The 764-nt window shown below is 59.7% G+C and carries 1 pseudogene; it reads left to right on the top strand.

The features are described 5' to 3' along the window. Nucleotides 1-57: 57 nt before the first annotated feature. Nucleotides 58-764 (top strand): annotated as a pseudogene (locus tag ACJ8HT_RS24125) (hypothetical protein); the annotation flags it as partial.

Here is a 764-nt window from a genome sequence, read left to right as displayed (position 1 = left end):
ATGGGTGGCCCCGACCAGGTGCCGTCTCCTTCATTATTGACGTTGCTGACGGGGTTAGTGCCAGGTTTCCGGGGGCTGGTCACCACCTTCTTTAGCGGGTTGGTCAGCTGCTACAGCGCCTCCCCTAAACCATGGTCGTACCGCGTTCGCCGCAGTACGCAAGGCTGGGATGGGCCGGTGTGGTATCCGGAGAAGGCGCTTATTCTGCTGCAGAACACCGAGGGGCAGCTTGATGACGAGGCTGACCTGACCGCTGAACAGATTGCCAACCTGCGTGCGATCCACGCCATGAACCCGGCGCACATTCTGGTTGAGTGCGCGCTAAATCGTGACTGGGGACGCGGGCTTGTGTTGGGTGACCTGGACATTGACAGCTATCGCATCGCGGCTGACCGGCTCTATGACGAAGGATTTGGCCTGTGCTTTCGCTACAACCGCCAGGACGACCTCAATACGTTTGTGCAGCAAGTCCTGGATCATATCGGCGCAGCCCAATACGGTGACCTGAGCACCGGCAAACTGACGCTCAAGCTGCTACGCGACGATTACGACCCCAATACCTTGCCGCTGTTTACCTACGACAACGGCATCGTAGGTGTGCAGGATGACGACAGCACCAGCGCCGACGCGGCCCCGAATGAAATCGTGGTGACGTACCGCGACCCGGTGACCAACAGCGAAGGCGAAGTGCGCGCGCAGAACCTGGGGGCGATCCAGAACGTGGGGTTGATATCAGAGAGCGTCGAATACAAAGCGGTGCCGAC

Source organism: Serratia sp. CY44782, assembly GCF_052168715.1.
In the GTDB taxonomy this organism is placed as follows: domain Bacteria; phylum Pseudomonadota; class Gammaproteobacteria; order Enterobacterales; family Enterobacteriaceae; genus Serratia; species Serratia nevei.
Note: the sequence above shows the minus strand (reverse complement) of the source record. Positions and strands in the feature narration are given on the sequence as shown.